Source organism: Bradyrhizobium ingae (genome assembly GCF_055791185.1).
This window is the reverse complement of sequence record NZ_JBVUBB010000043.1, coordinates 12,504-34,238: the sequence shown is the minus strand read 5'-3', so window position 1 is coordinate 34,238 and position 21,735 is coordinate 12,504. Positions and strand designations below refer to the sequence as shown.

The 21,735-nt window shown below is 62.6% G+C and carries 25 protein-coding genes; 15 read left to right on the top strand and 10 right to left on the bottom strand.

Annotated features, from left to right (window positions below):
• The first annotated feature begins 401 nt into the window (after window positions 1–401).
• From ACV1FX_RS36320 to ACV1FX_RS36310, 3 genes are all read left to right on the top strand, one after another.
• Window positions 402–1,154, top strand: a complete 753-nt coding sequence (locus tag ACV1FX_RS36320) for a transglutaminase-like cysteine peptidase (protein ID WP_473122341.1) — start codon at window positions 402–404, stop codon at window positions 1,152–1,154.
• An 87-nt stretch (window positions 1,155–1,241) separates the two neighbouring features.
• Window positions 1,242–2,372, top strand: a complete 1,131-nt coding sequence (locus ACV1FX_RS36315) for a lysozyme inhibitor LprI family protein (protein ID WP_473122340.1) — start codon at window positions 1,242–1,244, stop codon at window positions 2,370–2,372.
• Between the two features lie 201 nt (window positions 2,373–2,573).
• The gene (locus ACV1FX_RS36310) at window positions 2,574–2,864 is read left to right on the top strand and encodes a hypothetical protein (RefSeq protein ID WP_473122339.1); all 291 of its coding nucleotides are present in this window, start codon (window positions 2,574–2,576) and stop codon (window positions 2,862–2,864) included.
• A gap of 31 nt (window positions 2,865–2,895) precedes the next feature.
• On the opposite strand, the gene ACV1FX_RS36305 is transcribed toward ACV1FX_RS36310, so the two are convergent.
• Window positions 2,896–3,117 (bottom strand): hypothetical protein, encoded by a 222-nt coding sequence (locus tag ACV1FX_RS36305; protein ID WP_473122338.1) that lies wholly within the window; start codon window positions 3,115–3,117, stop codon window positions 2,896–2,898.
• 211 nt (window positions 3,118–3,328) lie between these two features.
• On the opposite strand from ACV1FX_RS36305, the gene ACV1FX_RS36300 reads away from it, so the two are divergent.
• The 4 genes from ACV1FX_RS36300 to ACV1FX_RS36285 are packed head-to-tail and all read left to right on the top strand — an operon-like array spanning window position 3,329 to window position 5,494.
• Window positions 3,329–3,808 carry a hypothetical protein gene (locus ACV1FX_RS36300; protein WP_473122337.1) on the top strand — a complete coding sequence of 160 codons (480 nt, stop codon included), beginning with the start codon at window positions 3,329–3,331 and terminating at the stop codon, window positions 3,806–3,808.
• Window positions 3,805–4,527 carry a hypothetical protein gene (locus tag ACV1FX_RS36295; RefSeq protein ID WP_473122336.1) on the top strand — a complete coding sequence of 241 codons (723 nt, stop codon included), beginning with the start codon at window positions 3,805–3,807 and terminating at the stop codon, window positions 4,525–4,527. The genes ACV1FX_RS36300 and ACV1FX_RS36295 overlap by 4 nt, the downstream gene beginning before the upstream one ends.
• A 46-nt stretch (window positions 4,528–4,573) precedes the next feature.
• Window positions 4,574–5,011 (top strand): hypothetical protein, encoded by a 438-nt coding sequence (locus ACV1FX_RS36290; RefSeq protein WP_473122335.1) that lies wholly within the window; start codon window positions 4,574–4,576, stop codon window positions 5,009–5,011.
• Window positions 5,012–5,059: 48 nt separating this feature from the next.
• Window positions 5,060–5,494: a hypothetical protein gene (locus ACV1FX_RS36285; protein WP_473122334.1), complete on the top strand. Its 435-nt coding sequence runs from the start codon at window positions 5,060–5,062 to the stop codon at window positions 5,492–5,494.
• Here ACV1FX_RS36285 and ACV1FX_RS36280 read toward each other — a convergent pair.
• A complete protein-coding gene (locus ACV1FX_RS36280) occupies window positions 5,481–5,807 on the bottom strand; it encodes a hypothetical protein (protein ID WP_473122333.1) in 327 nt (108 codons plus the stop codon). The genes ACV1FX_RS36285 and ACV1FX_RS36280 overlap by 14 nt on opposite strands.
• A 61-nt stretch (window positions 5,808–5,868) precedes the next feature.
• Between ACV1FX_RS36280 and ACV1FX_RS36275 the strand changes: the two genes are divergently transcribed.
• Entirely contained in the window at window positions 5,869–6,051 is a 183-nt protein-coding gene (locus ACV1FX_RS36275) for a hypothetical protein (protein WP_473122332.1), read from the top strand.
• 287 nt (window positions 6,052–6,338) lie between these two features.
• Here the strand turns inward: ACV1FX_RS36275 and ACV1FX_RS36270 are convergent, their stop codons facing one another.
• The 6 genes from ACV1FX_RS36270 to ACV1FX_RS36245 form a co-directional block, all read right to left on the bottom strand.
• Entirely contained in the window at window positions 6,339–7,538 is a 1,200-nt protein-coding gene (locus tag ACV1FX_RS36270; RefSeq protein WP_473122331.1) for an ABC transporter substrate-binding protein, read from the bottom strand.
• Between the two features lie 125 nt (window positions 7,539–7,663).
• Window positions 7,664–9,502: an AMP-dependent synthetase/ligase gene (locus ACV1FX_RS36265; protein WP_473122330.1), complete on the bottom strand. Its 1,839-nt coding sequence runs from the start codon at window positions 9,500–9,502 to the stop codon at window positions 7,664–7,666.
• A gap of 80 nt (window positions 9,503–9,582) precedes the next feature.
• The gene (locus ACV1FX_RS36260; protein WP_473122329.1) at window positions 9,583–10,371 is read right to left on the bottom strand and encodes an ABC transporter ATP-binding protein; all 789 of its coding nucleotides are present in this window, start codon (window positions 10,369–10,371) and stop codon (window positions 9,583–9,585) included.
• Between the two features lie 4 nt (window positions 10,372–10,375).
• Window positions 10,376–11,134, bottom strand: a complete 759-nt coding sequence (locus tag ACV1FX_RS36255; protein WP_473122328.1) for an ABC transporter ATP-binding protein — start codon at window positions 11,132–11,134, stop codon at window positions 10,376–10,378.
• Window positions 11,131–12,282: a branched-chain amino acid ABC transporter permease gene (locus ACV1FX_RS36250; protein WP_473122327.1), complete on the bottom strand. Its 1,152-nt coding sequence runs from the start codon at window positions 12,280–12,282 to the stop codon at window positions 11,131–11,133. Before ACV1FX_RS36250 ends, ACV1FX_RS36255 begins: the two co-directional genes overlap by 4 nt.
• Window positions 12,283–12,287: 5 nt before the next feature.
• A complete protein-coding gene (locus ACV1FX_RS36245) occupies window positions 12,288–13,163 on the bottom strand; it encodes a branched-chain amino acid ABC transporter permease (RefSeq protein WP_473122326.1) in 876 nt (291 codons plus the stop codon).
• Window positions 13,164–13,428: 265 nt separating this feature from the next.
• Between ACV1FX_RS36245 and ACV1FX_RS36240 the strand changes: the two genes are divergently transcribed.
• From ACV1FX_RS36240 to ACV1FX_RS36220, 5 genes are all read left to right on the top strand, one after another.
• The gene (locus ACV1FX_RS36240; RefSeq protein ID WP_473122356.1) at window positions 13,429–14,181 is read left to right on the top strand and encodes an ABC transporter ATP-binding protein; all 753 of its coding nucleotides are present in this window, start codon (window positions 13,429–13,431) and stop codon (window positions 14,179–14,181) included.
• Window positions 14,178–15,701, top strand: a complete 1,524-nt coding sequence (locus tag ACV1FX_RS36235) for a permease (protein WP_473122325.1) — start codon at window positions 14,178–14,180, stop codon at window positions 15,699–15,701. Before ACV1FX_RS36240 ends, ACV1FX_RS36235 begins: the two co-directional genes overlap by 4 nt.
• 92 nt (window positions 15,702–15,793) lie before the next feature.
• A complete protein-coding gene (locus ACV1FX_RS36230) occupies window positions 15,794–16,606 on the top strand; it encodes an MBL fold metallo-hydrolase (RefSeq protein WP_473122324.1) in 813 nt (270 codons plus the stop codon).
• A 72-nt stretch (window positions 16,607–16,678) separates the two neighbouring features.
• On the top strand, window positions 16,679–17,623 hold the full coding sequence (locus ACV1FX_RS36225) for an EamA family transporter (RefSeq protein ID WP_473122323.1): 945 nt from the start codon (window positions 16,679–16,681) through the stop codon (window positions 17,621–17,623).
• Window positions 17,624–17,695: 72 nt separating this feature from the next.
• On the top strand, window positions 17,696–18,211 hold the full coding sequence (locus ACV1FX_RS36220) for a hypothetical protein (protein WP_473122322.1): 516 nt from the start codon (window positions 17,696–17,698) through the stop codon (window positions 18,209–18,211).
• A gap of 148 nt (window positions 18,212–18,359) precedes the next feature.
• Here ACV1FX_RS36220 and ACV1FX_RS36215 read toward each other — a convergent pair whose 3' ends face one another.
• The gene (locus ACV1FX_RS36215; RefSeq protein WP_473122321.1) at window positions 18,360–18,815 is read right to left on the bottom strand and encodes a cupin domain-containing protein; all 456 of its coding nucleotides are present in this window, start codon (window positions 18,813–18,815) and stop codon (window positions 18,360–18,362) included.
• Window positions 18,816–19,054: 239 nt separating this feature from the next.
• Between ACV1FX_RS36215 and ACV1FX_RS36210 the strand changes: the two genes are divergently transcribed.
• Window positions 19,055–19,615 carry a hypothetical protein gene (locus ACV1FX_RS36210; protein WP_473122320.1) on the top strand — a complete coding sequence of 187 codons (561 nt, stop codon included), beginning with the start codon at window positions 19,055–19,057 and terminating at the stop codon, window positions 19,613–19,615.
• A 93-nt stretch (window positions 19,616–19,708) separates the two neighbouring features.
• On the opposite strand, the gene ACV1FX_RS36205 is transcribed toward ACV1FX_RS36210, so the two are convergent.
• The gene (locus ACV1FX_RS36205) at window positions 19,709–20,965 is read right to left on the bottom strand and encodes an aminopeptidase (RefSeq protein ID WP_473122319.1); all 1,257 of its coding nucleotides are present in this window, start codon (window positions 20,963–20,965) and stop codon (window positions 19,709–19,711) included.
• A gap of 317 nt (window positions 20,966–21,282) precedes the next feature.
• Between ACV1FX_RS36205 and ACV1FX_RS36200 the strand changes: the two genes are divergently transcribed.
• A complete protein-coding gene (locus ACV1FX_RS36200) occupies window positions 21,283–21,672 on the top strand; it encodes a BA14K family protein (RefSeq protein ID WP_473122318.1) in 390 nt (129 codons plus the stop codon).
• Window positions 21,673–21,735: the final 63 nt, after the last annotated feature.

Here is a 21,735-nt window from a genome sequence, read left to right as displayed (position 1 = left end):
AGTATTCTTACGTATAAACTTACGAACAGATACTCGTGTTATCTGCTCTTTGCAGTTCCCGGCGCCGCACCGCGGCAAATACGGAGTTCTAACGGCGATCTTGGCTAACAAGAATGTCGCAATATGCCCGTCATTAGTCATAGGCGGCAGATTCGGCAGCCGACTCAAGCCAAGCCCTGAAATTGGTTCCGCCCGGCAACGGACCCGCCTTCCCCGACTCGACGCGTAGAGTTTTACACAAACCGGCGAGACCGGTTTCAGCATGTTGCGCGGTTCTCGGCCCTCTGACGGCTGCGTTAAGCTGAACAGAACGGCCCTCCCCTCAGTATCTCCGCACCAGAAACAAAGCCGGCACGTGCGGGTCAGGGGTGTCCCTGCCGATGCTGGACAGGGGAAGTCAGATGGAGACCGTTGCTCACTCGCGCGCCTGGCGCGCAGTCCTGCTCTTGTGCGGGTTGATCCTGTTTGAATCGGCCGGCAACCTTCGCGCCGGCACGCTGCTGTCGCCCGGGGCCGCCGTCCTCGTGCGGAAATCCGCAGAACCGTTCGGCGTGTTTACCTTCGCGATCTCCGCAGGCCGCGTTCGCGACAAGTGGTTTCACCTGAAAGACAAGCTCGACGACGAGATGGTGCAGCTCGCGCTGTGCGACGGCGATCGCGACAATTGCGTCTCGCCCGCCGCATTGAAGCTGCTTGCCATCGTCGACCAGGCGCGTAGCCGCGAAGGCCGTGCCCGGCTCGGTGAAGCCAACCGCGCCATCAATCTCGCGATCAAGGCGACCAACGACGGCTCCGATGATGTCTGGAGCTCGCCTCTCGCCACCTTCCACCGCGGCGCCGGCGATTGCGAGGACTACGCCATCGCCAAGCTCGCCGCACTCCGCCTCGCGGGCGTCGCGGCTGAAGACCTGCGCATCGTTTTCGTGCGCGACACGCAACTTGGTGAAGAGCACGCGGTCGCGGCCGCCAGGCTCGACGGCCACTGGCTGATGCTCGACAACCGCCGCATGGCCATGGTCGAGGATGAGGCGGCGCGGACCTATCAGCCGCTGTTCGTGCTTTATCAGTCCGCGGTGCTGAAATATGTCGACGAGCCGGCTTTCGTGCCGGTGAGCAGCCGGACGGCGCAGGTCGCCGCCAACGAGACGCGCTGACGCGGCGAGCCGCGGTCACAAAGCCATTTCGTCGCGCCGCCCGGGAAGCTAGCATGACGCATCATGCGGGCTTCGGGGATAAGCGGAATGCGGGCGTTCGTGCTGGCGATCATTGCGGTGTCGCTGATGTCGCCTGCCCGTGCGCAGGCAGCCAATCCAGACCCAGCGATCGCCGACAAGCTGCCGCTGTTTGCAAAAAATCACTGCGAGCAGCAGCGCGATCCTGCCGGTCAGCTGTTTTGCGGCGACGGCGAGCTTGCCGTCGCGGCCGGGAAACTCGGTGAGGCCATCGAGGCGCGGCTCTCCCGCCTGCCGGATCGTCTGCCGGCGATCGAGGAAAACGCGCTGTGGATTCGGCAGCGCAATCTGAGCTGCGGCATCTTCGGCCAGACCGCGGTCCGCGCCGACGACATCGATCGCGTCAAGACCTGCCTGCTCCGGGAGACCGAGGAGCGCGCCGCGATCCTGCGCGACCCCGGTTTCGATTGCCTCGCGGCGAACACGGCGGCCAGCACACTGATCTGTAGCGACCCGGAACTGGCACTGGCGGAGGAGGAGCTCAACGGCCAGGTCCTCGGCTTGATCGGTAAGCTGCCTCCGACAGAAGCCCGCTTTGCCTTCGCCGAATACGGCCGCTGGACAAGGGAGCGCGATCGCAGATGCGACCTGGTCGGCAAGGAGAACGTGCCGCTCGCCGAGCTGTCATCCGCGCAAGGCTGTCTCGCCGAATATTTCAGCCGGAAGACCGCCGATATCCTTGGTGCCAAGGGCGATCCAAAGCGGGTGTTCGGCCGCCAGATCGCTGCACAGCTGCCCGATACCGACGCCGCCGATTTCTGCGTCGCCAAGATCCATGCGGCCAATTCCTGCGGCGACTTCGTCCGCATCAGTCGCGTGTCCGCGACCGGCAGCGACGTCGGGGAGCAGGAGGCGAAGGTCACCGCCGATGTCGACATGGTCGTGCTGTCGCCCTTCACCGCCTGCAGCCCAGTCGCATCGACCTGCACCGGCACCTGCTGGGACCCGAGGTCCGGCAAGGCGCAGCCGGCCGCAGCGGCCAAGCAAGGCTCCAAGGAAAGTTTCAAGGAGAGTTTCAACGCGACGCGCCGGCTGAGAATCCAGCGCACCTTCGCGTTCCAGAAAGCCGCCGATGGCTGGCGCTGCCGGGAAGACGAGCTGGCGCCGGTGGAATCCGGCGTCGCGGGTGGAGGATCGTAGGTGCAGCGCTTTCTCTTCCTTCTCACCTTGCGGGAAAGTCAATAGCGGGAATTGCCGAATGAAATCAATCGGCAATCGCGCGGGTGTATGGCCAGTGTAAAAAGTAGAAATTCCGCTGACACTGGCGGGGCAACGCCGCTCGATTTAACCTGCTATGGTTGGGCCGGCGGACGCCCTGATGGGGGCGCTCGGGGGCAAGCAATGGGCATCACATCGCTACAGATCGGCGCGAAGGTCGTTGCAGTTCGGAATTTTGGGCCTGTGACAGAGGGGCAGCCGGGCATTGTCACCGGCATCGCTGAAGAACGCTGGTTCTGGAAGTCGAAGCGGATTTATCTCTGCACCTTCGCCGACAACTTAAAAGTTGCCGCTCGCCCAAAGGAAGTGGAAGGCTATGACCACGGTTACAGCCTTGCCGATCTGGAGAACCCCAATTTTCCTTCGGTGCTGGCCACACGTGCTCGCGACGAATTGAAAGCGAGAGGACGATGACCGTCTGCGACTCAGTTGGAAAGGCCGATCATTACTCGGGGTTCAGCTTGTCCATCTCGGCCTTCGCCAGCGCCGTGGCCTTCTCGATGGCCTCTTGTCGCGTGACGGTGCTGCCGCTCAACCGGCGCGAGACGAGGTTGTCCCAGTAGAACCTGACCGATTTCCGTCCGTCCGCAAACCACACCTCAAAGCTTCCGCAGTCGTCATCGACGCCACGGTGAGGGATGATGCGGACGGGGTCGCCTTCGGCCATTGGTGAATTGGTACCATTTCCAGCGGGATGGGGACAACGGCAGCAGGTTTGCTTTGGCCAGTATCTGTTAGCGCCGCAGCCGGAAAACCGCATAGGCGGGCCAGAATCTACGCGGATTGCTGGGGAATGTGGGGATTAGTCAGGAGGCCGCCTCCCGAATCGCTATTGCAAGTTGTGTATTGGCACGATTCGCGAATCGAAGGGGCAGATCGTGTCGGCAAAATTGCGCATCAAAGCAAAAGGCATTGAGATTGAGTGGGAAGGCGAAGTCGAGTTTCTGAAGTCCGAGGTACCGGACCTGATCGCCTCAATTATCGCAGCGATCGGCAGCGCGCTACCAGAGGAGCCAGAGGGGAGCGGTGAGGACGCAATCGACTTAAACGGAGGGTTGGCATCGAGCCCGTTCACCACCGCGTCGGCTGCGGCAAAGCTGCAGGCCCGAACTGCCAACGACTTGTTCAAAGCCGCATTGTTGAAGCTGATGAGTGATGGCGTCGAACCGGCTTCGCGGGCACAGATTCATGACGAGATGAAATCGGCCCGTCGCGTCTACAAACCGGCGATGGGAAAAAACCTGACTAAAACCATCGACAGTCTGACGGACCAAGGCGAGATAAACGAGCCCTCCACAGGCAACTTCGTTTTGTCCCACTCGACCTACGAACAACTTGAGCAACGGCTTAAATCGTGACACTGCTCCGCGAAAGCCTCGCCCGTCGCGACGTCTCCAAGACCGACAAGTACCTGCTGATCGTCGCCATGCACGACGGCCCGATGAAGGCCAGCGACATCAGAGCCGTCGCGCGGCAAAACGGCTGGAGAGACGGGGCCGCGAGCGCTCCCGGCAATTTCCTCAAGCAGACCAAGAACGCGATCTATCTGCCGAACGGCTGGACGGTCACGAAGGCTTGCAAGGAAAGCCTTGCCGACCGCGGACTGATGAACTCGGCTGGCGTGTTGACGCCTGTTACGGAGGCTCTCGAACGCTACCTAACTGATGTGCATGACCCGGAGAACGCCCGCTTTGTCGAGGAGGCAATCCAGTGCGTGAAGAACAAGGCCTATCGGTCAGCCATCGTGCTGACTTGGGTTGGCGCAGTGCATTTGCTGTACAAACACGTCCTGAAGAACAAGCTCACCGAGTTTAACCAAGAGGGACACAGACGTTTTCAAAAGAACGGCTGGAGTAATGTTGTCGATGTGGACGATCTTGCCAACGCTGTGAAGGAATCCGTTTTCCTAAATATGCTTGAGCACATCAGCGTACTGACGAAAGCAGAGGCAAAGGAACTGCAGAATTGTCTCGATCGGCGAAATACCGCTGGCCATCCAAACTCCGCGTCCTTCGAGGAAGTGACAGTCGGCGCTCACATCCACGAGTTGATTACGAAGGTCTACGCCAAGTACTGACGGCGATAATAAATCGCTCATTCTTCGCTCGCGGGGGCATGATGCTATGTGCGCGGTTGTATTGATTGGGTTGATCTGCGGGGCACCGTCCGCCGCCTGTGCTGGCTGGTTTGGCTACGACAATTACGAGGACTGCATGCTTGGCCGAATGAAAGGTCAAGCTTCCAGCATGTACGTGACGGCTGACAAGGCTTGCAAGAAGGAGTTCAAGGTCGAGTTCGAGATATTGAGCCGGATAGACTGGAAGTATGTCGCGTCTCCGGCGGGTGTTGTCATTCGCTTGGAAAACACGCCAGAAGAATACGTGATCACCTCGGGCAAATTCCGTTTCGCGGATGGCGATTGTGCCGGGAACAAGGACTCGGATTTCGGCAAGCCCATCACGATCGAGTTCAAAGACAACAGCGGTGTCGCCTTCGATCCAATCTTCGACAAGCCCCTCTACTGCGGCCAGTCCGTCTCGTTTCGTGCGCGGTACAAGTAGCCTTTCGTGAGGGCAACCTAAGGGTGGGCATCGGAAAACATGGAGCGAATGGAAGATATCGGAAAGTTCGGTCACGGCGTGAGCTACGTATTCCGGTGGTTTCTCCGTTTTTTCTGGCTGGGCCTCGTTGGGATTGCGATTTGGTCGTATTGGGCGGAACAGCACCGTCCGCCTCTCTCTGAAGCCGACCAAGCACGTCAAGCACTTGCCGCGAATCTACGCGAGCAGCAGGACCAAGAAGCAAAACAGAAACTAGAAATCGAGAAGTATCTTTGCCGCAAGGCGGCGGCGTGCAAGAGGTACGATAAGGTGCGGCTTGAATGCGCAACCGCAGGCAATTTCAAAACATGCCTGCGTATCAAGATGGGCGAAAACGTCTCTTACATTGACGTTTGCAGTGGATATGAGGAGGGCGCACCCACCCGACCCCTCGACCCCAAGACTCCAGACGCCGTTCGCTGCTTCTTTCTCAACAATTTTTAGGTGGGCGACGGCGACCCTCCAGATGCTGCGGGATGTCCTGCGCATCAAGCGCGGCCTGCAAGGCCCGTCGCCACGCCTGCGCCAGCGGCCAGTCGATGTACTGCGCGTGCGCTGGCGTCAGATACGGCGGCCCGTCAAGCTCCGGATCGGTGACGCTACAGGCGTGCAGCGGCAACTTTAGCAGACGCCAGTTGAGACGTTTTTCCCATTGGGTCAGTTCGACGTCATGGGACCGTCCGCGCGCTTCCAGGTCCGCGCGGCGCTCGATGCAACGGGCCAACAGCTCGACCATCTCAACTGTGACGGTCGGCAAACGCTCGCGCCATCGGAGTCCTGCTCGTGGGCATCAGTACGCGCTTCCCGGCGGTCGGCCGATGTTCTTGACCGGCTCGAGCGTGACGCCGAGCGCACGCAAGGTCCTCGTGACGAAGCCCCGGTTCGCGGCCTCGGCGGGCAACAACGGATGCGCCGTCGGCGGTCTCGATCATCTCGCCGTCACGGTTGATCCGCTCGCGCAGGCTCTCCACGCGATCCAAGGCCTCGCAAGCCTGGCATAGCAGTTCCTGAGCGGGCCGATCATCGAAGCGAAATTCGGCCGCGATGCCGTCCCACAGCGCGCGGCCACGGGAACCGAGCGCGCTCGGCGGTTCCGATATGGTTCCGGCGGCTTTCGGCACCGGAAAGGGTGGCGCGAAGTGCCGGATGAGGGGTTCTTTCCGCGAACTCAATCGCGAGAAGGTCATTTGCGGAAAGAACCCGTCACCCGGCTTCGATGCTTCGCATCGAATCCACCCTCTCCCGCAAGGGGAGAGGGTGCACCAACCGTATGGCGAGAACCATCGCATCAGAACATCAGATTGTCCTTCACGAGCACCCAGCGGCCGCCCTTGACCTGCTGCACCTGGGTGACGGTGTTGGCGAGATGATCGGTCTTCGAGAACTTGGTCGGCGGCGAGTTGAAGATGTCGAGATATTTGTCGCCCGACTCCAGGGAATCCAGCATCTTCTGACCGGTCAGATCCTTGCCAGCCTTCTGCGCGTAGAAGGCAAAGGTCATCACCGTGTTGTAGCCGATGATCGCCTGCGTATTGGCATCCGAGTTGAACATCTTCTTGTAGTTGGCAAGCCACTCCTTCACCGGCCCCTTGGCGCTGTCCTCATAGGGGATCTCAAATTGGGACGCGGCATAAAGCCCTTCCACGGCATCCTTGCCCAGCGTCGGCACTTCCAGCACGTTGGTCGGCGTTGCCCCCAGGAAGGTCACGTCCCAGCCGAGCTTCTTCGCCTCGCTCATCGCGCCGATCGTCTCGCGAATCACGGTGCCGAGCACCACGAGATCGCAACCGTCCGACTTCATCTTGGCGACCTGCGCGCTGAAATCGGAGGCGCCGCGCTTGTAGCTGGTGATCGAAGCCGGCTGCACCTTCATCACGGCGAGCTGCTGATTGAAGCCGTCGAGCACGTTTTTGCCGTACTCGTCGTCCTGGTGCATGATGCAGGGCTTCTGGAAGTTCTTCCACTCCATCATGTATTTCAGCGCGGCACGCGTGCTCTCGACGTAAGGCAGGAGGTTGTTGAACTTCAGCCGCTCCTGCGGCTTGGCCGGATCGAACTTGAAGGTGAACTCGGCTGCGGTCAGCGGAAACAGCTGGAACACGCCGGCGTCGAACAGCGTGTCCTGCGCCGCCAACACCGTCGGCGAGCCCATCGGACCGATCATCGCAAAGATCTTGTCGCGCTCGATCATCTTCTGCGTGGCGAGCACGGCCTTCTTGGGGTCGTAGCCGTTGTCCTCCAGGATCATCTTGATCTTGCGGCCGTTGATGCCGCCGGCCGCGTTGATCTCCTCGACTGCCATCTTCATGCCGTTGGAGACCGGCACGCCCCAGACCTTGATCGGACCCGACAGATCCTGATGCGTGCCGATAACGATCTCGCTTGCCGAGATGCCTTCATTGGTGACCTTGGTTTGCGCCGCAGCCGGAACACACGTGAACGCCACTACGCCCACCGCAAGGCCGACCGCCCGGAACGATTTCGACATCGACGTCTCCTCTCTCTTTAAGGCCGGTATTGTGCGAAGGGCGTGGCCATCGCTGCTTCGCTTCTCTCTTTTACGCATGCCCTCGCCGGAAAGCCGGCTTGCACTTTTCCGCGGGCTTGCGCGCCTCAGGCCACCGCGCGCTCGCGATACATCGCATCGATCTCGGCGGCATAACGCCTGTTCACGTAGCTGCGCTTCAGCTTCATGGTCGGCGTCAACTCCTCGTCCTCCGGCGTGAGTTGGCGTTCGATCAGATGGAATTTCTTGATGGTCTCGACGCGGGCGAAATTGCCGTTGACCTCTTCGATCTCGCGCCAGATCAGATCCTGGATCTCGATCGCCCGGCACAGGCTCGCATAATTGGTGAAGGGAATGTCGTTGTCCTGCGCGAACTTCTCGACGTTCTCCTGATCGATCATGACGAGGCAGGTGAGATATGGCCGCTTGTCGCCGACCACCATGGCGTCGGAAATGTAGGGCGAGAATTTGAGCTGGTTCTCGATCTCCGACGGCGTGATGTTCTTGCCGCCGGAGGTGATGATGATGTCCTTCATCCGGTCGGTGATCCTGACGAAGCCATCGCTGTCCATGCTGCCGACATCGCCGGTGTGCAGCCAGCCGCGCGGATCGATGGCCTCGGCCGTCTTCTGGGGCTGGTTTAAATAACCCATGAACAGGAAGTCGCCCTTGATCAGGATCTCGCCATCCGGCGAGACGCTGACCTCGCCCCAGGACACGGCCTTGCCGACCGAGCCGAGCCGGATGCGCTCGGACGGCATCATGGTCGCGACCCCGCAATTCTCGGTCTGGCCGTAGACCTCGTGCATGTCGATGCCGAGCGCGAGATACCAGCGGATCAGGTCCGGCGCGATTGGCGCCGCGCCGGTGAAGGCGATGCGGCAACGATCGAGCCCGATCATGCGGCGGATGTTGCGGAACACCAGCCGGTAAGCCAAGCGGTTCGCGATCCTGAGCAGGATCGAGGGCATTCTGCCCTCGACCCGGCAATCGGCCATGCGCAGGCCGACGTCGATGGCGCGGCGATAGGCCCATTGCTGGATCGGCGTCGCATCCTTGAGCGTGATGGTGATCGCAGAATAGAATTTTTCCCAGATCCGCGGCACCGCGAAGAAGATGGTCGGCTGCACCTCGCGCAGATTGTCCGGCACGGTTTCCGGGCTTTCGGCGAAATTCATCACCGAGCCGAGCGCGACCGAGATGTAGTAGCCGGCGACCCGCTCGGCGACGTGACAGAGCGGCAGGAAGATCAGCCGGTCCTCATCCTCCCTCGCCGGGATGAAATCGCAGGCGTGCCGCATCTGGTGCGTCACGCTGCGGTGGGAATGCATGGCGCCCTTGGGCGGGCCGGTGGTGCCCGACGTGTAGACGAGAATCGCGAGATCGCCTGGGCCGCGGCTGTCGATCATCTCCTGCCAGAGCTGCTCGCGGCCGGCCATGTGATTGCGCCCGAGCGCGCGAAACGCATCGAGCGACATCACCATGTCGTCGGAAAAGCCGCTCAGGCCCTCCATGTCGAACACGATGATTCTCTCGAGCGTCGGGCATCGCCCGCGGCAGGCGAGGACCTTGTCGAGTTGTTCTTCGTCCTCGGCAAAGATCACGCGTGTAGCGGAGTCGTTGACGAGATATTCGACCTGTGCCGAGGAATCGGTTGGATAGATGCCGGACGAGACGCCGCCCGCGCACAAGATGCCCATGTCGGCATGGATCCATTCCGGCACGGCATTGGCGATGATGGAGGCGACGTCGCCAGGCTTGAAGCCCGAGGCATGCAGTGCGTAGGCGACCTCCCTGGAGATCTCCAGCCACGCGCGCCAGCTCGTCGGCTGCCAGATGCCGAACCGCTTCTCGCGGATCGCCGGCCTGTCGCCGCGCGTCTCCACCGCGCGCAGAAAACTCTTCGCGATCGTGTCTGCGACGGTCAGCACCGCCGGTCGGGCCATGCCATAGCCTCCTTGCCGCATCATCCCCTCGCGCTGCCTGCCTTGCTGGCGGTCGGTTCTCTAACGAGGAGAGGCCATATTTAACGCCACGTTTTCTTCTTTTTCCAGCGCCGTTCGCCCCTGGCGCCGGCTTCCTTGGCGCCAAGGTAGAATTCCTGGATGTCCTGGGAATGCATCAAGCGATCGCAGGTGTCGTTCATCACGACGCGGCCGATCTCCAGCACATAGCCATAATGCGCCGTTTCCAGCGCCACCTTCGCATTCTGCTCGACGAGCAGGATCGACATGCCCTGCTCCTCGTTGACGCGGCGGATGATCGTGAAAATCTCCTTCACAAGGATCGGCGAGAGCCCAAGCGACGGCTCGTCGAGCAGCAGCAGCGTCGGCCGGTTCATCAGCGCGCGGCCGATCGCCAGCATCTGCTGCTCGCCGCCCGAGAGCTGTCCGGCCGGCTGGTTGATGCGCTCCTTCAGCCGCGGGAAATAGCCATAGACGCGCTCGAGATCCTCCGCGACACCGTCGCGATCATGCCGCGGATAGGCGCCCATCATCAGGTTCTCGCGCACGGAGAGGAACGGGAACACCTCGCGCCCCTCCGGCACGTGGCTGATTCCGAGCCGGACGATCTTGTCGGCCTCCAAGCGCTGGATCGGCTTGCCCATGAACTCGATCGTGCCCTTCTGCGGATCGAGGATGCCGGAGATGGTCTTCAGCACCGTGGTCTTGCCCGCGCCATTGGCGCCCAGCAGCGTCACGATGCGGCCGCGCGGCACCTCGAGCGAGATGCCGCGGATCGCCATGATCGGCCCGTAATAGCTCTCGATATTGCTGAGCTTCAGGATCGTGTCGGGCGAAACGGCGGTGTCCATCGCGTCAGGCTCCGAGATAGGCGGCGATGACGTCGGGATGCTGCTGTACCTCGGCGGGCGAGCCCATCGCCAGCACCCGGCCGTAGTTGAGCGCGATCACGCGATCGGAGACGCGGTTGACCAGCGTCATGTCGTGCTCGACCATCAGCACGGTGATGCCGAGTTCGCTTTTCATGTCGCGGATCCAGAACGACATGTCGTCGGTCTCCTCGACATTCAAACCCGACGACGGTTCGTCGAGCAGGATCAGCTTCGGCTCCGAGCAGAGCGCGCGGGCGAGCTCGATCACCTTGCGCACGCCGTAGGGCAGGCCCGAGATCAGCTTGTCGCGGTACGGTTCGAGATCGAGGAACTCGATCACCTGCTCGACACGGCGCCGGTGCAGCTTCTCGTTCGCGCGCACGCTCGGCAGGAACAGCAGCTCCTGCCAGAGCTGCGTGGTCGAGTGACGGTGACGCCCGACCAGGAGGTTCGCGAGCACGGTCGCATTCTCGAACAGCTCGATATTCTGGAAGGTGCGGGCGATACCGAGCCTTGCGATGTCGTAAGGCGGCTGTTCCGTGATGTCCTGGTCCTCGAAGTAGATGCGGCCCGAGGTCGGACGGTAGATCCGCGAGATCAGGTTGAAGATCGAGCTTTTTCCGGCGCCGTTCGGCCCGATGATCGAGAGGATCTCGCCCTTCTCGACCGCGAACGAGACCGCGTCGACCGCCTTGAGGCCACCGAAATGCAGCGACAGGTTCTCGGCGCGGAAATAGCTCATCGGTTCCGCTCCGACTTCACGTAGATCTTCTGCCGCTTGAAGGTGGCGCGCTTGTAGAGCGGGAAGAGCTGGAAGAAGAGCTTTATCTTGAGCCAGCGCCCGTAGAGGCCGAGCGGCTCGAACAGAACGAACAGCACGATGATGATGCCGTAGATCGCGCCCTTCAGGCCGTTGAGCGAGGCGAAGGCCGCGACCTTGGACTGGATGGTTCCCGCGGTTGCCGCGCTCGCCCCGAAGGTCGCGGCAACGCCGGCAATGATGCCCGGCATGTCGTCCTTCAGATACGTCAGGAACGGATCGATCATCACGATGAAGATCGCTCCCAGCACCGCACCGTGCAGGCTGAACGTGCCGCCGATCAGGATCACGATGATGAACTCGATCGAGAGCTGGAGCGTGAACATCTCCGGCGAGATGAAGGAGAGCTTGTGCGCGAACAGCACGCCGGCAAAGCCGGTGATCGCCGCCGATATCGCAAAGGATTTGACCTTGTAGAGCGCGACATTGATGCCCATGCTGCGCGCCGCCGTCTCGGAGTCGCGAATTGCAACGAAGGCGCGACCGGTCGGCGAGCGCAAGAGATTGAGCGTGCCGACGATAGTCAGGGTCAGAACGGCAAGGCAAAGAAAATAGAACGTCGGACTGTCGCGCGGCACGGCGACGCCGAGCAGCGACAGCGTCTTGATGCGCATACCCTCATTGCCGTTGGTGACGCTTTCCCAGCGCGCCAGAATCTCCTCGACGATGTAGGCAAAGGAAATCGTCGCGATGACGAGGTAGATGCCTTGAAGGCGCAGCGCGGGGAAGCCGACCAGCGCGCCGATCAATCCGGTCAAAACGCCGGCGGCGAGGAAGTAGACGGGAAACGGCACGTTGTATTTTTGCAAATACGCGGCCGTGTAGGCCCCGATTGCGAGGAACGCGGCATGGCCGAGCGAAGCCTGCCCGGTGAAGCCGGTGAGGATCAGAAGCGCCACGCCGACGGTCGCATAGATGCAGACGAAGACGAGCTGGCTCATCAGATAGCTGGAGAGCACGTAGGGCGCGATCAGGAGCACCGCGATCAGGAGCCCGTAGGAGATCAAATAGCCCGAATGCGGGAACAGGCGGATGTCGTCATCATAGTCGGTCTTGAACAGGAAGCGCATGGCGTTCAGACCTTCTTGCGCAAGTGAAGGCCGAACAGGCCTTCGGGCTTGAGCAGCAGCACCGCCAGCAGCACGATATAGGGCGCGACGTCCTTCCAGCCTTCCGGCAGATAGAACCCGGCCATGCTCTCGATCACGCCGATCAAGACGCCGCCGACGACCGCACCGGGTATCGAGCCGAAGCCGCCGAGCACGGCGGCGGGAAAGGCTTTCAGCCCGAGCACGAGCCCGACATTGGAATGAATGAAGGTGATCGGCGCCAGCAGCACGCCGGCGCAGGTCGCGACCGCCGCACTGATCGCCCACACGATCGACACCACGCGCTTCACGGGAATGCCCATGTAGTAGGCCGCGAGCATGTTCTCGGAGCTGGCACGCATCGCGGTGCCGAGCGTGGTCTTGTTGAAGAACAGATAGAGCAGCGCGCAGAGGATGACCGTCGCCGCGATCACGGAGAGCTTGTCATAGGCGAGCACCAATGCGCCGATGCGCAGCACACCCTGGCTGAACGGCGTCTCGATCTTGAAGTCGTCGGTGCCCCAGATCATGCCGGCGACAGAGCGCAGGAAGTAGCCGAGCCCGATGGTTGCCATGATGATGGAGAATTGCGGATAGCCGAGGATCGGCCGCACCACGATGCGCTCGGCGAGCATGCCGAACAGCGCCATGGCCGCGACTGCACCCGCGAAACCGACCCAGTAGTTCAGGCCCATCATGCCGATGAAGGTGAAGGCGAAGAAGCCGCCCAGCATCATCAGATCGCCCTGGGCGAAGTTGACGACCTCGGTGGCCTTGTAGACAAGCACGAAGCCAAGCGCGATCAGGCCGTAGACGCAGCCGAGCGCAATGCCACTGACCAGCTGCTGAACGAAGTCCAGCATCGCCGAACATCCTCCCCGATGCTTCCCTGCGGCTCTTGGCGGCCGTCTCGTCGCATCTTGTGCCCAGCCGCCATGCGATCATGTGAGTCGCGGTAAAGCGCCATTTGCCCGGCACGATTCAGCCTGAACCGCCAAGCGCTGTCAATAAAACGAGAGGCGAATGCAACCGTGTCCGATGACGGAATTTGTGGCAGGATGATTCACCGTGCCGAAACATCTTCAGATCAAGGTCGCAAGCGATGCGAAACCATATGGTGTGGCCGTCATGAAACCGGACAGCTCGGCGCTGAGCGTACGAGGGTTAACGAAGCGTTTTGACCGTCCGGCGGTCGATTCCCTCGATCTCACCGTTCACGCCGGTGAATTCTACGCGCTGGTCGGCCCCAACGGTGCCGGCAAGACCACCACCTTGCGCATGGTCGCAGGGCTGCTGCGGCCCGATTCTGGCGCGGTGTCGATCTTCGGCATCGACGCCCTCGCCGATCCCGTGGCCGCCAAGCAGGTCATGGCCTGGGTGTCGGACGAGCCCATGATTTATGACAAGCTGACGCCGCTCGAATATCTCGAATTCGTCGCCGGCCTCTGGGGCATCGCGCCCGCGGTCTCCGAACCTGTGGCGCAGGAGCTGTTGAGCTCGCTCGGCCTTGCGCCGCACCGGCACGAGCGCTGCGAGGGATTTTCCAAAGGCATGCGCCAGAAGGTGGCGCTCGCCGGCGCGCTGGTCCACGCACCCCGCCTCATCATTCTCGACGAGCCGCTCACGGGCCTCGATGCGGTCTCCGCCCGCCACGTGAAGGGCCTTTTGGCCGAGCGCGTCCGCGCCGGCTGCACCGTCATCATGACCACGCATATTCTCGAGGTCGCCGAGCGCATGGCCGACCGGATCGGCGTGATCGCGTCAGGCAGCCTCGTTGCCGAAGGCACGCTCGACGAGCTGCGCCGGCAGAACGGCCATACGGACACCAGCCTCGAGGATCTCTTCATCGCGCTGGTTACGCTTGAGGCTGCCGCCGCATGAGCTCGGCGACTGCATTATCGTGGTTTGCCCGCCACGAGCTGCGCCTCGCCTGGCGCGAATGGCTCGCCATGATGACGGGCCAGCGCAAGCGGAAGCGCGCCGCCGTGGTCGGCCTGATCGCCTTTGCGGCGCTGCTGCACCTGCCGGCCTGGGCAGTGATCGGCCGCTTCGCCGGGCTTCAATTGCCGCTCGACAAGCCGTCGCTGATCGTGATCTCGGCGACGATCGCGCTCGCCTGGTCGCTGATGCTGTCGCAGGCGATCGAATCCGTCACGCGGGTGTTCTACGCCCGCGCCGATCTCGATCTCATCATGTCGTCACCGGCAACGCTCACCAACCTGTTCTCCGTGCGCATTGCCGCGATTGCGCTCGCGATCACGGTGATGGCGCTGTTGTTCTCCACGCCCTTCATCGACGTGCTGGTGATCGGCGGCGGACCGCGATGGCTCGCGGCGTTCGGCGTGGTCATCGCCATGGGGCTTTCGGCCGCGGCCATCGCGATCGCGATCACGATCCTGCTGTTCCGGCTGATCGGCCCGGCACGGACGCGCTTCATCGCACAGATCCTGGCTGCGATCATCGGCGCCGGTTTCGTCATCGCGCTCCAGATCGCCGCGATCATCTCCTACGGCACTCTGTCACGCTTTGCGGTGCTGACCTCTGATGCCACGGCCGTCTATGTGCCCGATGTGGACAGCATCATCTGGTGGCCAGCGCGCGCCGTGATGGGCGATAGCGAGGCGCTGACGCTGCTGCTCGCGCTCGGTCTCGTCATGCTGGGCGGTGTGATGGCGCTGTTCTCGGGGCGCTTCGCCCACACCGCGATCGATGCCGCCGCCCACGGGACATCCGGCCGCCGCGCCACGCGCGAGCGGAAGTTTCGCCCAGGCACACGATCGCAGGCACTGCGGCGCAAGGAGTTCATGCTGCTGTGGCGGGATCCCTGGCTGATCTCGCAAACCTTGATGCAACTGCTCTATCTGGTGCCGCCCGCGCTTCTGCTGTGGCGGAGCTTTGCCGACAGTTCCGCGGCGCTGGTGCTGATCACGCCCGTCATCGTGATGGCGGCAGGACAGCTTGCCGGCGGTCTTGCCTGGCTGACGATATCAGGCGAGGACGCTCCCGATCTCGTCGCGACCGCCCCGCTGCCGCCCTCGCGCGTCATCCACGCCAAGATCGAGGTCGTGCTGATCGCGATCGCCGTGATCTTCGCTCCGCTGATCGCAGGGCTCGCCTTTGCCTCGCCGCCCCAGGCGGCTATCACGGCGGGCGCGATCATCGTCAGCGCGGCGTCCGCCACCGCGATCCAGCTCTGGTTCCGCGTGCAGGCGCGGCGCAGCCAATTCCGCCGGCGCCAGACCTCGTCGCGCCTTGCAACCTTCGCCGAGGCATTCTCTTCGATCGGCTGGGCAGCCACGGCCGCGCTGCTGCTCGCACTTCCCGTAGCCGGCCTCATCAGCGGCCTGATCACCGCGAGCCTCGTCGCCGTCACATGGAAGTTCAGTCCGCGGCGTGAGTGAGGCCTGCGACACTGACGCGCTGTTGATCGCGGCCCATTGGCCGCCGGCGGGATTGCAAGCTAGACTTCCCTGACGTCATTGGGGACGGATCTATGTGGCGACTCCTTTCCGCGATCCTTGCGCTGCTCGGCGCCTCCCTCACGCCTGCCCTCGCCCAACAGCCACAGCGCAGCGAATGCCTGGCCATGGCGAATGCTGCGCCGCGCGCGCTGCCGGTCGCCTTTCGCAAGGCGGCGAATACGTCTGAGGTCGAGATCACCTATGCCGGCCATTCCACCTATTTCATCGACACGCCGGGCGGCCTGCGTATCGCGACCGACTATAGCGGCGCCTATCAGGTCGGCCGGCTGCCCGACGTCGTCACCATGAACCGGGCGCACAGCACGCATTACTCGCTATATCCCGACAAGCGAATTCCCCATGTGCTGCATGGCTGGGGCGAGGACGGCAAGCCGGCGGTGATTTCCGAGCGCATCGGCGACACCTTCATCCGCAACGTCACCACCGACATCCGCCGCTACTTCGGTGACGATTCCGGCACCGACATGATCCGCGACGGCAATTCGATCTTCATCTTCGAGGTCGCGGGCCTCTGCATCGGCCACCTCGGCCATCTCCATCACAAGCTCGACGACAGCCATTTTGCCCAGATCGGACGGCTCGACATCGTCATGGTGCCGATCGACGGCACCTACACCATGTCGCTCGACGGCATCTCGGAGATCACGAAACGCCTGCGAGCCTCCGTCGTGCTGCCGATGCACCGCTTCGCCACGCCGCTCGACGACTTCATGCGCCGCATCGGCCGCGACTTCGAGATCGATCGCCGCCCGGAACGCTCCTTGCGCATCTCACGGGATTCGCTGCCGGCCACGCCGACGGTGATCATCCTCGACGGCGTGTGAGGCGCGCGAAGCCGGAACGCACGCCCCTCCTCCGACTTGGTTGCTTCGAGATCATCTTCGATCGGAGCAATCATGAGCAGAAGGTTCCTGGTCATCGGCTCGTTCGCGGCCATTTATCTGCTGTGGGGTTCCACCTACTTCGCCATCACGCTGGGCCTGCAATCGATTCCGCCATTTCTGCTGATGGCGCTTCGTTCATTCTGTGGCGGCATCGTGCTGCTCGCCTTGAGCGGCCGAGAGGTCGCGAGCGCGTCCCTGCAGACGTGGTTGCAGGCGTGCCTGTGCGGACTCCTCTTCTTTGTCGGCTGTCACGGCGTGCTCGCCTTCGCGCAGCAATCGGTTCCTTCGGGCGTGGCAGCCATCGTGCTTGCCACGATCCCGTTCTGGCTCCTGCTGATCGATGTCTTGTTCCCGGGCGATCAGCGCCCGCGGCCGGTTGCCTTGCTTGCACTCGTGCCCGGCTTCGTGGGCGTTGGCCTCGTGGCATGGCAGAACGTCGAGCAGGCCGGCATCAGCATCCTTCCCATCGTCTGGCTGCTTGCTGCGGCCCTGTCATGGTCGATCGGCACCGTCCTGTCGCGAAGCATGGCGAGCCAGGCATCTGCGATCCTGCTTTCGGGCATGCAGCTATCGATCGGCGGCGTGGTGTTGTCCGCGATCAGCTGGCTGACGGGCGAGATCGGGAGCTTGACGCCGAGCGACATCTCACTGACCTCGGTTGCAGCGGCGCTCTGGCTGATCATCTCCGGCAGCGTGATCGGATTCGCCGCCTACAATTGGCTGCTGGAGCACGTCTCGACGTCGCTGGTGTCGACCTACACATTCGTCAATCCGGTCATCGCTGTGCTGCTCGGTACCGTCGTGCTCGGCGAGCCGTTTTCGCCCATGATGCTGGTCGGCGCGAGCCTCGTGATTGTCTCCGTCATCGTCATTTGGCGGGCGGAACGTTCGGGCAGCCACCGAACGAGCGACGAGGGCGATCGGGCCATGCGGCAATTGTCGCTGCGCAAGACCTGACAGCCGACGGCAATTTTCTCCAAGTGGCCTGCGGTCGGATCGTGCTGATCTTCCGCGAAACTGGAGATCGACATGAGCGATTTTGCGAGACTCTTGCATGCAAGCGGCCCCAACCCCGAACACGCGGCGGCACTGCAGCTCTACGGCCAGTTCGTCGGCGATTGGGATGCCGAAATCGCCGCGCATGGACCCGACGGCACCACCCACCACGCTCCCGGCGAGATCCATTTCGGCTGGGTGCTGGAGGGACGCGCCGTCCAGGACGTCTGGATGATCCCTCGCCCCACCGGCGCATCGTCATTCCCAATCGCCGGCAACTGGTACGGCACGACGCTGCGCGTGTACGATCCAGCCATCGCCGCCTGGCGGATTTTCTGGCTCGACCCCGGCCGCAGCGTGTTCCGTCAGCAGATCGGGCGAGCGCGCGGCGCCGATATCGTACAGGAAGGCACTACCGACAGCGGCGACCAGTCACGCTGGAGCTTTACGGAAATCACCGAGAACACGTTCCACTGGCTCGGCGAAGCCAAGCCGGCCAAGACACCGCAGTGGCAGCTGGTGGTGGAGGTGAAGGCCCGGCGCCGCTGAGCGAAACCGGGAAGACGGTTCTGTTCTTGCAAACGACAACCGATTTCTACCGGCTCGAACGGCCCTCATGACATGAGAAGGGGCCGGGACGTCAGTCCCGACCCCTTCTCGACGCTATTTGCTGGGAAGCGCCTTGGTAGAACTCGAGTTAGCCGGCACTGATGAGCGTCGCGGGGCGACGCTCGCCGTGCGAGAGAAACATCCGCTTCAGCTTGTTGACGACGCGGACCATGAAGCCGATGAGAGCCGGATTCGTCTTGCGGCAGAAGGCGATCTTCTTGACGTGGCCCTCGACATGCCACTTGGCATGTGCACCGTCGCGGAAGAAGATCACGTCGCCGACGCCGTAGCGCTTCGGGGGCATGCCTTCGCTCTCGAGCACGATCGATCCTTCAAGGATCATGATGGTCTCGTCGAAATCGTAGTACCAGTTGAAGCGCCCTTCGGTACAGGACCAGATGATGGTCGATGCGGTGCCGTCGGCGCTGGTCGACAGGATATGCGACCGCGACACCGGATTGCCTTCAATGATCCAGGACGGCTCGATCGGCCGCAGCTCCAGATCGACGGCACAACTTCCGGTCTCAATAAACGCGCGCGACATCGGCTTCCTCTAGAGATAGAATATAATCGGTTGGGCCCAGGCTCCGGGCCATTTCAAACAGTGCGTGGGACGCTAGTAGCCGTATTTTAATTCTTCCTTACGCGGGCCCGGACAATCAGCCGCAAGTTGCATGAGCGGCGCGGCTAGCGCCCCGATTTGCCTTTGGATTCGTGCATTTGAACCCGCTTTTGGCGGGGTGCGACAAAATGCGCGAAATTCGATCTGGAAGGAGCCGTCCGATGCCCCTCTTCCCCGAAACCGTCAGCGCCGATAGCGAGGTTGCCGAGCAGCTCGCGTCGCTCGACGTCTTTCTTGAGGCCGACGACGGGCCGCCCGACTGGTTTTCCATCGACGGCATCGAGGCATCCCGGCAGGTCGGCAGCGACGGCGCGGGCGGCACGTTCGTGCTTCTGCCGTCAAACCATGTGCTTTACGCGTCGTCGGAGGGCCGCGCCGGGATCATCGCAGCGACATTCGAGGACTTCATCCGGATCATCGTCGCCTGTCCCTATTGGCTCGACATCCTCAAATTCTCGGCCGGCGGCGATCTCGAACAGATGCGGCGCGCGGCGGTTGCGCTGGAGGCGACGCTCGACGACGAAGACGACGTCAACGGCGCCCGCGATGCGATCCGTGACGCGTTCGACCTTCCCGCGTTGGAGGATCCGGTCGGCGCGCTCTATGAAGCGGTCGCCGCGTCCGACGCCATCGTGCGCGCGACCGACGGCAGTCCGTTCACCACGCTGTTCAACCGCTTCACGATCGATCGCAACCCTCTGCTGCGCAGCGCGGCAACGTAGCTTTTTTGACTGAGCATGATCTCCGCGCAAACGCGTTTCGCGTTTGTCGCGAAGGAAAACCGGACCCCGCCGTCCCGGATACTGCTCGCGCGACTATTTCGCCCACTCACCCTTGCGGAACACCGGCTCTTTGCTGCCGTCCGCCAAAATGCCGTCGATGTCGGTCTCGGCCGAACCGATCATCCAGTCGATGTGGATCAGGCTCTGGTTGCCGCCCTGCGCCGCGATCTGCTGCGGCGTCAGCTTGGCGCCGTTGATGAAGCACTTCGAATAGCACTGGCCGAGCGCGATGTGCGATGCGGCGTTCTCGTCGAACAGCGTGTTGAAGAACAACAGCCCGCTCTGCGAGATCGGCGAGGAATGCGGCACGAGCGCCACCTCGCCGAGCCGCCGCGCGCCCTCGTCGGTGTCGAGCACCTTGTTCAAGACCTCCTCACCGCGCGAGGCCTTTGCGTCGACAATCTTGCCGTCCTCAAAGCGCACGGCGATGTTGTCGATCAGCGTGCCCTGATAAGACAGCGGCTTCGAGCTGACGACGTGACCGTAGACCCGCCGGCAATGCGGCGTGGTGAAGACCTCCTCGGTCGGGATATTGGCGTTGCAGCTGATGCCGTTCTTGGAGAGCGAGGCGCCGCCTTCCCATTCGTGGCCATCGGCAAGGCCGATGGTGAGATCGATACCGGGACCGGAGTATTGCAGCGCGCGGAAACGCTTGCCGTTCAGCCAGTCCGTGCGCTCGCGCAGCGCCGCGTTGTGCTGCGCCCAGTTCGCCATCGCATCCTCGCGATCGACGCGGGACGCGGCAAAAATCGCGTCCGCGAGCTTGCCGATCGCGATTTCCTCGGGATCATCGGGAAACACCTGCTTCGCCCAGGACGCGCTCGGATAGGCGATGATGTTCCAATTGGTGTCGAAATTGACGATCTTTTCCAGCGCAGGCTGGTAGGCCATGGAATTGGCCTTGCTGGCGCGCGCCACCTTGGCGGGATCCTCGCCCGACAGCAGCATCGGATTGTCGCCGACGATGGCCAGCCGCGCGGTATTCTCCGAGAACGCCTTCGCCATTCCCTCGTAGAGCCAGCCGGCAGCACGATCAAAACTGTCGTCGTGACCGTGGCGGTAACGCGCCAGCGTCATCTCCTCATCGGAGAGGATCGGCGTGACGATGCCCGCGCCGGCCTTGTAGGCATGCACGGCGATACGCCGCACCAGGGGCAGCGCGATCGCCGGTGCGGTCAGCAGCAGATCCTGGCCCGGCCGCAAGCCCAGGCCCACCTTCACCGCCACCTCGGCCAGCCGGTCGAGCTTTGCGGGATCGATGGGAGTGGAGGTGTTGCGCTGATCGGTCATGCCGGGTCCTCTGCCGAAATCTCTATTGCATCTAAGTCTAGCATCGCATGGCGCAAGTGCGCGAGCCAATTGCGCGCTTTGAGCCGAGATACGCAATTTCACGCATCTTGGTTTTCAACACGTTGCCGCGGCGGCGGCCCGATTGAGCAATGCGGAGGTCATATTTCGGTGAGATGGGCGCCGCGATCGTGGCGCGGCTGGTTCGGCGCCGTCGCTGCGAGGCGTCATCCTGTCGAAACTTTAATCCATCGCGACCGGCGAGGTGCTCTATCACTGTCGCGAGGCGTCGATCGCCTCTGCATGACGAGGAGACCTTGATGTTGAAATCGTTTCGTTCCGTTGCCGGAGCCGTGCTGCTTGCAAGTCTCGCAGCGGGCGCGCTGTCACCGGCGTCCGCCGCGCCGATCGGCCATCCGCTCGCAGTCGCGCCATCGCAATCGGCAAGAGTCGAGCAGGTCCGCTGGTACGGACACCGCGGCTGGGGCGGCGGCGCATTCGTGGGCGGCCTCGCCGCCGGCGCGCTGATCGGCGGTGCGCTCGCGTCACCTTACTATTATGGCCCGGGCTATCCGCCTCCGCCGCCCGCCTACTATGCAGCACCGCCTGCCGACGATGCGGTCGCCTATTGCATGCAGCGCTACCGGTCTTACGATCCGAACAGCGGCACCTTCCTCGGCAATGACGGCCGGCGGCATCCGTGTCCGTGATCACTTCGCCGTAACCGCCCCGGGGGTGGGCACGGCAATTGCGCCTTTGCCCACCCTTGCGCA

Excerpts from the sequence above, each read along its gene's own strand:
- ACV1FX_RS36265 (WP_473122330.1), bottom strand. The coding sequence starts at position 9,502 with ATGGCCCGACCGGCGGTGCTGACCGTCGCAGACACGATCGCGAAGAGT.
- ACV1FX_RS36220 (WP_473122322.1), top strand. The coding sequence starts at position 17,696 with ATGAGCGATTTTGCGAGACTCTTGCATGCAAGCGGCCCCAACCCCGAA.
- ACV1FX_RS36305 (WP_473122338.1), bottom strand. The coding sequence starts at position 3,117 with ATGGCCGAAGGCGACCCCGTCCGCATCATCCCTCACCGTGGCGTCGAT.
- ACV1FX_RS36210 (WP_473122320.1), top strand. The coding sequence starts at position 19,055 with ATGCCCCTCTTCCCCGAAACCGTCAGCGCCGATAGCGAGGTTGCCGAG.
- ACV1FX_RS36205 (WP_473122319.1), bottom strand. The coding sequence starts at position 20,965 with ATGACCGATCAGCGCAACACCTCCACTCCCATCGATCCCGCAAAGCTC.
- ACV1FX_RS36310 (WP_473122339.1), top strand. The coding sequence starts at position 2,574 with ATGGGCATCACATCGCTACAGATCGGCGCGAAGGTCGTTGCAGTTCGG.
- ACV1FX_RS36230 (WP_473122324.1), top strand. The coding sequence starts at position 15,794 with ATGTGGCGACTCCTTTCCGCGATCCTTGCGCTGCTCGGCGCCTCCCTC.
- ACV1FX_RS36200 (WP_473122318.1), top strand. The coding sequence starts at position 21,283 with ATGTTGAAATCGTTTCGTTCCGTTGCCGGAGCCGTGCTGCTTGCAAGT.
- ACV1FX_RS36275 (WP_473122332.1), top strand. The coding sequence starts at position 5,869 with ATGTTCTTGACCGGCTCGAGCGTGACGCCGAGCGCACGCAAGGTCCTC.
- ACV1FX_RS36215 (WP_473122321.1), bottom strand. The coding sequence starts at position 18,815 with ATGTCGCGCGCGTTTATTGAGACCGGAAGTTGTGCCGTCGATCTGGAG.
- ACV1FX_RS36260 (WP_473122329.1), bottom strand. The coding sequence starts at position 10,371 with ATGGACACCGCCGTTTCGCCCGACACGATCCTGAAGCTCAGCAATATC.
- ACV1FX_RS36315 (WP_473122340.1), top strand. The coding sequence starts at position 1,242 with ATGCGGGCGTTCGTGCTGGCGATCATTGCGGTGTCGCTGATGTCGCCT.
- ACV1FX_RS36245 (WP_473122326.1), bottom strand. The coding sequence starts at position 13,163 with ATGCTGGACTTCGTTCAGCAGCTGGTCAGTGGCATTGCGCTCGGCTGC.
- ACV1FX_RS36270 (WP_473122331.1), bottom strand. The coding sequence starts at position 7,538 with ATGTCGAAATCGTTCCGGGCGGTCGGCCTTGCGGTGGGCGTAGTGGCG.
- ACV1FX_RS36285 (WP_473122334.1), top strand. The coding sequence starts at position 5,060 with ATGGAAGATATCGGAAAGTTCGGTCACGGCGTGAGCTACGTATTCCGG.
- ACV1FX_RS36250 (WP_473122327.1), bottom strand. The coding sequence starts at position 12,282 with ATGCGCTTCCTGTTCAAGACCGACTATGATGACGACATCCGCCTGTTC.
- ACV1FX_RS36225 (WP_473122323.1), top strand. The coding sequence starts at position 16,679 with ATGAGCAGAAGGTTCCTGGTCATCGGCTCGTTCGCGGCCATTTATCTG.
- ACV1FX_RS36255 (WP_473122328.1), bottom strand. The coding sequence starts at position 11,134 with ATGAGCTATTTCCGCGCCGAGAACCTGTCGCTGCATTTCGGTGGCCTC.
- ACV1FX_RS36320 (WP_473122341.1), top strand. The coding sequence starts at position 402 with ATGGAGACCGTTGCTCACTCGCGCGCCTGGCGCGCAGTCCTGCTCTTG.
- ACV1FX_RS36235 (WP_473122325.1), top strand. The coding sequence starts at position 14,178 with ATGAGCTCGGCGACTGCATTATCGTGGTTTGCCCGCCACGAGCTGCGC.
- ACV1FX_RS36240 (WP_473122356.1), top strand. The coding sequence starts at position 13,429 with ATGAAACCGGACAGCTCGGCGCTGAGCGTACGAGGGTTAACGAAGCGT.
- ACV1FX_RS36290 (WP_473122335.1), top strand. The coding sequence starts at position 4,574 with ATGTGCGCGGTTGTATTGATTGGGTTGATCTGCGGGGCACCGTCCGCC.